General features: G+C 35.1%; 1 protein-coding gene. It reads right to left on the bottom strand.

Annotated features, from left to right (window positions below):
• Nucleotides 1–10: 10 nt before the first annotated feature.
• Nucleotides 11–961 carry a DDE-type integrase/transposase/recombinase gene (locus EO122_RS08135; protein ID WP_127010150.1) on the bottom strand — a complete coding sequence of 317 codons (951 nt, stop codon included), beginning with the start codon at nucleotides 959–961 and terminating at the stop codon, nucleotides 11–13.
• Nucleotides 962–1,068: the final 107 nt, after the last annotated feature.

The following is a 1,068-nucleotide window of genomic DNA, read 5'->3' on the forward strand; positions in this document are numbered from 1 at the left end:
TCTACGGTAGTCAAACATTTGTGACACAACCTCCTAAAAGTTTATTTAAGAAGTACTCTGCTATATATTCATTGGGTGATTTAAACCCCAATACTTTCTGTGCTATGTTATTATATCTACTTGCATATCGTTGATGTGCCTTTAAGAAAGCGTCAAGACTCCTAAATCTTCTTGTATAGAATCTTTCTCCATCAACCTTATGACTCCGCTCTACCTTTCCATTTTGCCATGGAGAAAATGGACGTATTAGCTTATGTTTTATACCTAATTTACGTAATACTCGATCAAACAAACACTCTTGTTCTTTACGACCGTAATTAGTAAACTCTCGCCCATTATCTGTCTGTATCGTACGTATTTTAAAGCCCATACGAGCCTCTAAATCTACTAAGAATCTACTCGTATTAGTTACGCTCTTCTCGTCTACAATAGATAGTATACGTTTCCTAGAGTATTCATCTATAGCCGTAATTTGGTAGTATTTAATGCCATTGGTGTTAAACAGCAAGCATTCATTAGGTACATATTTAATATCAATTTGAACTTTTTCACCTGGGTATGTAACCACATCAGGTTTCCAATTGCTTTTATAATATTGTTTAGGTTCCTTTGTCTTAGGTATATGCCTGCGTATTTGACAACACATCGATCCATAGGAACGGGTATATCCGCGTTTCTTAGCTTCTGTATATACTTGTGCCAACCCTTCATGCTTAAACTTCGAATATACACGCTTAATTAGGGATAATTCTTCTGCTGAATGTTGATTTGGATGTGAGTGAGGTCTACGGCTCTTTAAGCGCAAGGATTCAATCGTTCCATCATAGCGTTTTACCCAACGTTGTACTTGTTGTCTACTTGTATGATACCGTCTAGCTGCTTCAGCATTGTTTTTATGTTTAATAGCATATTCACAAATTAGTTTACGAAAGCGTAATTCTTCAGTTATAATAGATGACATAAGAAGGTCTCTCCTTTGAAATAATGATTCGGTTTAGCAACTTTCATTATAACAGAGAGCCTTCTTATTTTTTTATTTTTTTGTCACAAATGTATTATACCCTTACA

Origin of the sequence: Veillonella sp. CHU110 (assembly GCF_003992255.1) — a bacterium.
Lineage (GTDB): Bacteria > Bacillota > Negativicutes > Veillonellales > Veillonellaceae > F0422.